The sequence below is a fragment of the Mesorhizobium sp. M7A.F.Ca.CA.002.09.1.1 genome, from assembly GCF_003998555.1.
In the GTDB taxonomy this organism is placed as follows: Bacteria; Pseudomonadota; Alphaproteobacteria; order Rhizobiales; family Rhizobiaceae; genus Mesorhizobium; species Mesorhizobium ciceri.
In genome coordinates this window covers 1-7,923 of record NZ_RZRR01000168.1, presented here as the reverse complement: position 1 = coordinate 7,923, position 7,923 = coordinate 1, and the positions used below count along the sequence as shown (strand labels likewise).

At 63.7% G+C, this 7,923-nt stretch carries 6 protein-coding genes; all 6 read right to left on the bottom strand.

What is annotated here, in order from left to right; translation table 11 throughout:
* Positions 1-701 (bottom strand): MFS transporter (locus EN994_RS10190; protein WP_164745857.1); only part of this gene is annotated, 701 nt, incomplete at its 3' end.
* Positions 702-776: 75 nt separating this feature from the next.
* Positions 777-1,517, bottom strand: coding sequence for an NUDIX domain-containing protein (locus tag EN994_RS10185; RefSeq protein ID WP_063167899.1), 741 nt, complete (start codon positions 1,515-1,517; stop codon positions 777-779).
* 86 nt (positions 1,518-1,603) lie between these two features.
* Positions 1,604-2,038 carry a DUF983 domain-containing protein gene (locus EN994_RS10180; RefSeq protein ID WP_024503574.1) on the bottom strand — a complete coding sequence of 145 codons (435 nt, stop codon included), beginning with the start codon at positions 2,036-2,038 and terminating at the stop codon, positions 1,604-1,606.
* Positions 2,039-2,049: 11 nt separating this feature from the next.
* Complete coding sequence (rnr, locus tag EN994_RS10175) at positions 2,050-4,368, bottom strand: ribonuclease R (protein WP_063167900.1); 2,319 nt, start codon at positions 4,366-4,368, stop codon at positions 2,050-2,052.
* A gap of 6 nt (positions 4,369-4,374) precedes the next feature.
* Positions 4,375-7,011, bottom strand: a complete 2,637-nt coding sequence (gene topA / locus EN994_RS10170; protein ID WP_063167901.1) for a type I DNA topoisomerase — start codon at positions 7,009-7,011, stop codon at positions 4,375-4,377.
* Positions 7,012-7,370: 359 nt separating this feature from the next.
* Complete coding sequence (locus tag EN994_RS10165) at positions 7,371-7,748, bottom strand: hypothetical protein (protein ID WP_024503571.1); 378 nt, start codon at positions 7,746-7,748, stop codon at positions 7,371-7,373.
* Positions 7,749-7,923: the final 175 nt, after the last annotated feature.

Below are 7,923 nucleotides of genomic sequence, written 5' to 3'. Positions count from 1 at the left end.
ATCGGGAACAGCGCAAAGCCGCCGGTCCCCACCGCGCCGAACACCAGCACGGCAGCGGTCGCCGACGGCACCAGCCAGATGTAGCGCAGGAAATTGCTGGTTTCGCCATCCGAGGCGATCGACGGGCTCTCGTTGCGTGCTGCCAGCACGGGTATGGCCGCCAGCGTCACCAACGCGATGATGACGCCGAACGGCCTGAAGCCGGAACTGCCGAGATGAGCGAACAGCCACGGTCCGGCGGCAAAGCCGAGCGACAGGACAGTGGCGTAGATGCCAAGGACAAGGCCGCGCCGGTGCGGCGGCGCCGAGGTGCTGATCCAGAATTCAGACAGGATGAACAGCACCGTCAGCGCAATGTGCAGCACGATGCGCAGTGGAAACCACATCCAGAAATCGGGTGCGAAATGGAAGCCGACAAAGGCCAGCGCGCCGGCGGCGATCATGGCGATCATGGTCCAGGCAACGCCGAAGCGCATGGCGAGCGGGGTCGCCAGCGGCGCACCGGCGATCGAGGCGAGGCCGGCGACGGCGGTGTTGAGGCCGATCATCGAAGCCGAGTGGCCGCGTGTTTCAAGGATGACGCTGAGCAGCGGCATGCCGAGGCCGATGGCGATGCCGACGACGCTGATCGACGAGATCGCCGCCACCATCGGCAGCCAGTGTACGCGCTCGTCGCCCTTTGGTTGGGTATCGACCGTCATGGATGCTGAATACTCTGTCTGTTTGATCTTACGCAATTCGGACGGAAAACCGCGTCACACTTTCCTGGAATTGCTCTAGAGAAGTTCGCGGATGAAGCGCCTGCGGACCAGCCGGTAGAAGGGCACGGGACCGCCTGGACGCAACAGCGGATCATGGGCGAGGCGCTTTTCCAACTCGTCCAGGATCATTCGGGTGATGTCGGGTATGTCGGCTTCCCTGGCCTTGGCAAGCGGCAGCCAGACCAGCTCTTCCAGTTCGTTGGTCGGACCGCCACCGGGCAGCTCGACCGCGACGTCGTCACGCCAGGCGCTGAAGAAACGGGTGTCGAAGCGGCGCACCCGGTTGGGCGGCGTGATGGCGCGCGCGACGAAGCGCAGCATGTCGAGAGAGGGTTGCACGCCGTGTTCGGCAAAGCCTTGCCAGTCGGATCTGGGGGTTGCGAAAGCACCCTTGCGGCCGATCAGCAGCCCGGCTTCCTCATAGGTCTCTCGGATGGCCGACAGGGCGATGGCGCGGGCTCGTGCGGCGCTTGTGCGCCCCGGCCCGGCGATCAGCTTGGCTTCCTGCTTCGGGTGCAGGGCGGCGACGACCGGTATGCGGCTATCGGCCGGATCGGTGCGGCCGCCGGGAAAGACGAACTTGCCCGGCATGAAGGCGTGGCCGGCATGGCGGCGACCCATCAGAACCAGTACGTCGTCGTCCTTGCGGTCGAGCAGGATGAGGGTTGCCGCGTCGCGCGGGCGAATTGGCCGGCCGCTATGAGCGATCATGCTCCGCTCGATCCTGTCGACTTCCGCCTTGGTCATACCGTCCATGCGCAGGACCTAGCGGAAACTTCTGGCAAGCGAAAGTGGCCTTTCACGGTCGGTATGTTGCGCCAGGCAGCATTCTTGGCTGCGGCCTAGGCTCCGGGATGCGGCTCGATCACGTCGTGCTCGCCGCCGAAGCCGTGCATATAGAAGGCCCATTGCAGTCCGATGACGGCACCCTTGACCGGCTGCAGCAGCGCAACCGACAAAAGGATGGTCAGCGGCACCCAGATGGCGATGTGCTGCCATATGGACAAAGTCGACGTCGCCTCCACGCCCATGAAGGCGCCCAGCACGATGTGGCCGACGATGACGATGACGAGGTAGGCCGGCAGGTCGTCGGCCCGGTGGTGATGCAATTCCTCGCCGCAGACGCCGCATGTGTCGACGGTCTTGGTAAAAGCGCGAAACAGCTTGCCTTCGCCGCAATGCGGGCAGCGGCCGAGCAGGCCGCGCTTCATCGCCGTCCACAGCGGGCGTGCGGCCCGGCCCGAGTGATGTTCTCCGCCGAAAACCTGTTCTTCCATGGCTGTTGTCATCATCGTCTCCTGCCGCGCGAACCCGGTCGCGATTGCGACGCGCGGGCGCGGCCCTTGGCCTTGTGAAACGACCGCTTGGAGCCCGGCAGAGGCTTTGGGTCGGTCAACATCTCGAAGCGCATCGCGCCGGCCATCGGCGCCACCTCGATAAGCCGGACCTCGACGCGGTCCGCGAGTTGGTAGCCTTTGCCAGAGCGTTCTCCGAACAGGGAGCGAGCCGTTTCATCGTATATATAGTAATCGCCGCCCAGAGTTGACACCGGGATGAAACCATCCGCGCCGTACTGCGGCAATTGGACAAATAGTCCTGATTTGGTGACGCCGGAGATGCGGGCATCGAACCGGTCATCGACGCGTTCGGCGAGATAGGCGGCGATCAGACGGTCGACCGTGTCCCGCTCGGCCGCCATTGCGCGGCGTTCCGTGCCGGAGATCTGCACCGCGACATCTTCGAGCCGTGCCGCTTCGTCCTGCGTCAGCCCACCCGGACCCAGTCCGAGTGCGGCAATAAGTCCGCGATGCACGATCAAATCGGCATAGCGGCGGATCGGCGAGGTGAAATGGGCGTAGCGGCGGAGGTTGAGACCGAAATGGCCGATGTTCTTTGGCGAGTATTCGGCCTGGCTCTGCGAGCGCAGCACCACTTCGTTGACAAGGCCTTCATTGTCGGCGCCGCGCACGCGCTCCAAAATGCCGTTGAACTGGCTTGGCTGCATCTGCGCGCCGCGCGCCAGTGACAGGCCCAATGTCTGCAGGAACTCGCGCAGCGATTCCTGCTTGGCGAGCGACGGCGCGTCGTGGACGCGATAGACCAGCTCCTGCTTCTTCGCCTCCAGCGTCTCGGCCGCGGCGACATTGGCCTGGATCATGAATTCTTCGATGAGCTTGTGGGCATCGAGCCGCTCCGGCACGATGACGCGGTCGACGGTGCCGTCCGGCTTGAGTACGATCTTGCGCTCCGGCAGATCGAGTTCGAGCGGCTGGCGGCCATCGCGGCCGCGCTTCAGGATCGCATAGGCGTCCCACAGTGGCTTCAGCACGGTTTCGAGGATCGGGCCTGTCTTGTCGTCTGGCGCACCGTCGATCGCCGCCTGAGCCTGTTGGTAGGCGAGCTTTGCCGCCGACTTCATCATGACGCGATGGAAGGTGTGCCTGAGCTTGCGGCCCTCGGCCGAAAAGATCATGCGCACTGCCAATGCCGGCCGGTCCTGGCCCTCGCGCAGCGAGCAGAGATCGTTGGAGATGCGCTCGGGCAGCATCGGCACGACACGATCCGGGAAATAGACCGAGTTGCCGCGCTTCAGCGCTTCGCGGTCGAGTGCAGTGCCATAGCGCACATAGGCGGCGACGTCGGCGATCGCCACGGTGGCAACCACGCCGCCGGGGTTCTTCTCGTCGAGATCCGGCGTGGCGAAGACGGCGTCGTCATGGTCCTTGGCGTCGGCCGGATCGATGGTGATCAGCGGCAGGTCGCGCCAATCCTCGCGGTGATCCAGCGTCGCCGGCTTGATCGCTTCGGATTCTGCGATGACGTCGGCCGGGAAGATATGCGGAATGTCGTGCGCATGGATGGCGATCATAGAGACCGCCTTTTCGCTGGTCAGAGAGCCCAGCACGTTGAGCACCTTGGCTCTCGGCAAGCCGAAACGGGAGGCTCGCGCCGGCTCGACCTCGACCAGGTCGCCATTCTTGGCGCCGTTCTGGAATTCCTTGTCGACGATCAGTTCGGGCTGGCGCCGTTCCACCGGTTCGATACGGAAGGTGCCGTCCTGCAGGATGCGAAAGATACCGAGCACGGCATCGGTGCGCTTTTCGAAAATCTTCACCACCCGCCCGGTGTAGGCGGGGCCGCCCAGGGCGACGTTCGTGTCGTCGGCGGGAAAGGTCTTGGCCAGCACGCGGTCGCCAATGCCGGGCGCCGGTCCACTGCCACTGCGCGACAGGCGGATGGAAACGATGGGCGGCGGCCCATTGGCTGTGTGTTCGGTTGGGCGCGCCAAGAGCACGCCATCGGCATCGCGGTCGAAAATATCGAGGACCGTGACATGGGGCAGGGCACCGACGCGGGCCAGCCCCTTGCGCTCCTTGGTGAGGACGCCTTCGTCCTGCAGGTCGCGCAAAATATCCTTCAGCCAGATGCGGTCGTCGCCGCGCAGCGCGAACGCCTTCGCGATGTCGCGCTTGCCGGCGCGATCGGGATTTTCGGCAATGTAGCGCAGGATTTCGTCACGCGACGGCCGATAGTCGTCCTTGACCTTGGCCCTGGTGTCGGCGGTGCGCGGATCGCCGTGGGTTCTGCCGGTGATCTTGCGCGCCACGCTGTCCTACCCTTTTTTCTTCGCGGCCGGCTTCTTCGCAGCCGGCTTCTTGGCGGCTACTTTCTTGGTTGCCGGAGCTTTGGCCGCGGCCGCCTTGCGGAACGGCTTCTTGCCGCCGCCGCCCTTGGCTTCCTTCTCGGCAATCAGCGCCAGCGCATCCTCCATCGTCACCGACTGGGGATCCTTGCCCTTGGGCAGCGTAGCATTGACCTTGCCGAAATTCACGTAAGGCCCGTATTTGCCGTCGCGCACGACGATCTTGCCGCCGCCATCGGGGTGGTCGCCGAGCTCCTTGAGCGCAGCGGCCGTGCCGCCATTGCGGCCACCCTTGCCCTTCAGCTGCTTCTCGGCGATCACCGACACGGCGCGGTTGAGGCCGATCGAGAACACGTCCTCGATGCTTTCGAGATTGGCATAGGTGCCGTCATGCAGCACGAACGGACCGTAACGGCCGAGCCCGGCCGAGATCATCTTGGCCGTTTCCGGATGCTGGCCGACATCGCGCGGCAGCGACAGCAGCGCCAGCGCCTTTTCGTGGTCGATCGACTCTGCCGTCCAGCCCTTGGGCAGGCTGGAGCGCTTGGCTTCCTTGCCGTCGCCGCGTTGCAGATAGGGGCCGAAGCGGCCGCTGCGCAGCGTGATTTCCTCTGACGTATAGGGGTCCTTGCCGATGACCTTGGTGCCGTCTTCGCCGCCGCCATTCTCGCCATTGGAGTTGGCGGCATCGCCGAGCTGGCGGGTGAAGGAGCATTCGGGATAGTTGGAGCAGCCGACAAAGGCGCCGAACTTGCCGAGCTTCAGCGACAGATTGCCGGTGCCGCATTTCGGGCAGATGCGTGGATTCGAACCGTCTTCGCGCGCGGGGAACACCAGCGGCGCCAGCTCTTCATTGAGCGCATCCAGCACGTCGGTGACGCGCAGTTCCTTGATGTCGGCGACGGCGCCGGAAAAATCCTTCCAGAAATCGCGCAGCACGTCCTTCCAGGCGAGCTTGCCGTCCGAAATCTCGTCGAGCTTTTCCTCGAGGGACGCGGTGAAGTCGTACTCGACATAGCGCTTGAAGAAGCTTTCGAGGAAAGCCGACAGCAGCCGGCCCTTGGCCTGCGGCACCAGCCGGCGCTTGTCGATGGTGACATAGTCGCGGTCCTCGAGCGTCTTCAGGATCGCCGTATAGGTAGAAGGCCGGCCGATGCCGAGCTCTTCCAGCTTCTTGATCAGCGACGCTTCGGAGTAACGCGGCGGCGGCTCGGTGGTGTGCTGGGTGGCGTTGATCGCCTGGCGGGCAAGCTGCTCGCCGGCACGGATCTCGGGCAGGCGACGATTTTCCTCGTCTTCCGCATCGTCGTCCTTCTGGTCGGTGTATGCGGCGATGAAACCGTCGAACCGAACGACCGAACCGATGGCACGCAGCTCCGCGGTGCGCGATCCATTGACCGCCTCGATCTCGGCGGTGGTGCGCTCGATTTCGGCCGGCTGCATCTGGCTGGCGATGGCGCGCTTCCAGATCAGCTCATAGAGCCGCATCTGGTCGGAATCGAGATATTGCCTGACCGATGCCGGGGTACGCATGAAATCCGTCGGGCGGATCGCTTCGTGCGCTTCCTGGGCGTTCTTGGCTTTGGCCGTATATTGGCGCGGCTTTTCCGGCAGGTATTTCGGACCGAATTCCTTGGCAATGGCATCGCGTGCGGCGTCGATCGCCTCGGGTGCCATCTGCACGCCGTCGGTTCGCATATAGGTGATCAGACCGGTGGTCTCGCCGCCGATCTCCATGCCTTCATAGAGGCGTTGCGCCACCTGCATGGTGCGGCTGGCCGAGAAGCCGAGACCCGACGAGGCGGCCTGCTGCAGCGTCGAGGTGGTGAAGGGCGGGCCGGGATTGCGCTTGGTCGGCTTGGCTTCCACCGACACCGCCTTGAAGGTCGCGCCTTCGAGCATCGACTTGATGTCGTCGGCCTGCGCCTTGTTGGAAATGTCGAGCTTTTGCAGCTTCTTGCGATCGAAGGCGGTCAGCCGCGCTTCGAAATTCTCGTTGCGCGGCGTGCCCAGCAGTGCAGCGATCTGCCAGTATTCCTCGCGGATGAAGCGCTCGATCTCGGATTCGCGGTCGCAGACGAGACGCAGCGCAACCGACTGGACGCGTCCGGCCGAACGGGCGCCCGGCAGTTTGCGCCACAGCACCGGCGACAGCGTGAAGCCGACGAGATAATCCAGCGCCCGGCGGGCGAGATAGGCATCGACCAGCGGCGCATCGATCTGGCGCGGATTGGCCATCGCTTCCAGCACCGACGATTTGGTGATGGCGTTGAAGACGACGCGGCTGACCGGCTTGTCCTTCAGCGCGCGCTTCTGCTTCAGAACTTCCAGCACATGCCAGGAAATCGCTTCGCCTTCGCGATCCGGATCGGTGGCGAGGATCAGGCCGTCGGCGTCCTTGACCGCCTTGGCGATGTCGGCGAGGCGCTTGCCGGAGGCGGTGTCGACCGCCCAGGACATGGCGAAATCCTCATCCGGACGCACCGAGCCATCCTTGGCCGGCAAGTCCCTGATATGGCCGAACGAGGCCAGAACCTTGTAGTTCTTGCCGAGGTATTTGTTGATTGTCTTCGCCTTGGCCGGCGATTCGACGACGACGACGTCCATGAGGTCTCATATCAGCTGTGGTGCGGCAGAAGAATTCCGCTGCGCGCGACGAAATCTCGTTCTATTTGTCGCTCACATGGCCGCGCTTTTGCATCCGGTCAAGGGGAAGCGCCCAAATTGCGGGCCGGTCCGCAGCAATACACTCTTAGAGTGTATGGAGAAAATCACAGAATTTGGGAAAGGCAGATGGTGGGTCTGAGTCAGCGGAAACGACCCGATTCATTTTTCCGCCGAGTCGTTGAAATGCTGCCCAAACCAGGACGGGCGACATTATAACGGGCTGTTCGATGCCGGCCGCCGGATGGCATGGAGATGCCCGGCGACCAGCCCTTGTCCCGCCAGCAGCGGGAATGGCGTGCTTAGTCGGCCTTGACGATATGCCAGACTTCGCCGACGCCGTCGCCGGTCACATCGCCGGGCTTCTTGTCCTTTATGAAGGTGTAGACCGGCTTGCCGTCATAGGCCCACATCTTGGTGCCGTCGGTGCGGTCGACGACGCTCCACTCGTCATCCGCCTTGGCGCCGGCTTCGGCTTTCAGCGGCGGCCAGTTGGTGGCGCATTTGTCGTAGCAGTTGCTCTTGCCCTTCTCGTCCTTGTCATAGGTGTAAAGCGTCATGCCATTGGCGTCGGTGTAGATCTTGGCGCCATTGACCTCGGCTTCCTTCCACGCGTCGGCAGCGAAGGATGCGGCGGTGCTGAGCAGAAGCGCTGCCAGTCCTGCGGTTATGGTTTTCATGGAAATCTCCTGACTGATATCTGGAGACGCGCGGGAAATCGCGGCCTCACAGCATCAACGCCTGCGGGCTGTCGTTTCTTCCTGGCAAGTGCGTCGGGCAATGGATGATCTTGCCAACACAATGGTGATTGGTGGACAAGGCTGCGCGTCGCTATATCGGCGTCACGACATTGGA

What these genes read in the sequence shown, in the direction of transcription:
- EN994_RS10185 (WP_063167899.1), bottom strand. Translation starts at nt 1,517, where the DNA reads ATGGACGGTATGACCAAGGCGGAAGTCGACAGGATCGAGCGGAGCATG.
- EN994_RS10180 (WP_024503574.1), bottom strand. Translation starts at nt 2,038, where the DNA reads ATGGAAGAACAGGTTTTCGGCGGAGAACATCACTCGGGCCGGGCCGCA.
- topA (WP_063167901.1), bottom strand. Translation starts at nt 7,011, where the DNA reads ATGGACGTCGTCGTCGTCGAATCGCCGGCCAAGGCGAAGACAATCAAC.
- EN994_RS10165 (WP_024503571.1), bottom strand. Translation starts at nt 7,748, where the DNA reads ATGAAAACCATAACCGCAGGACTGGCAGCGCTTCTGCTCAGCACCGCC.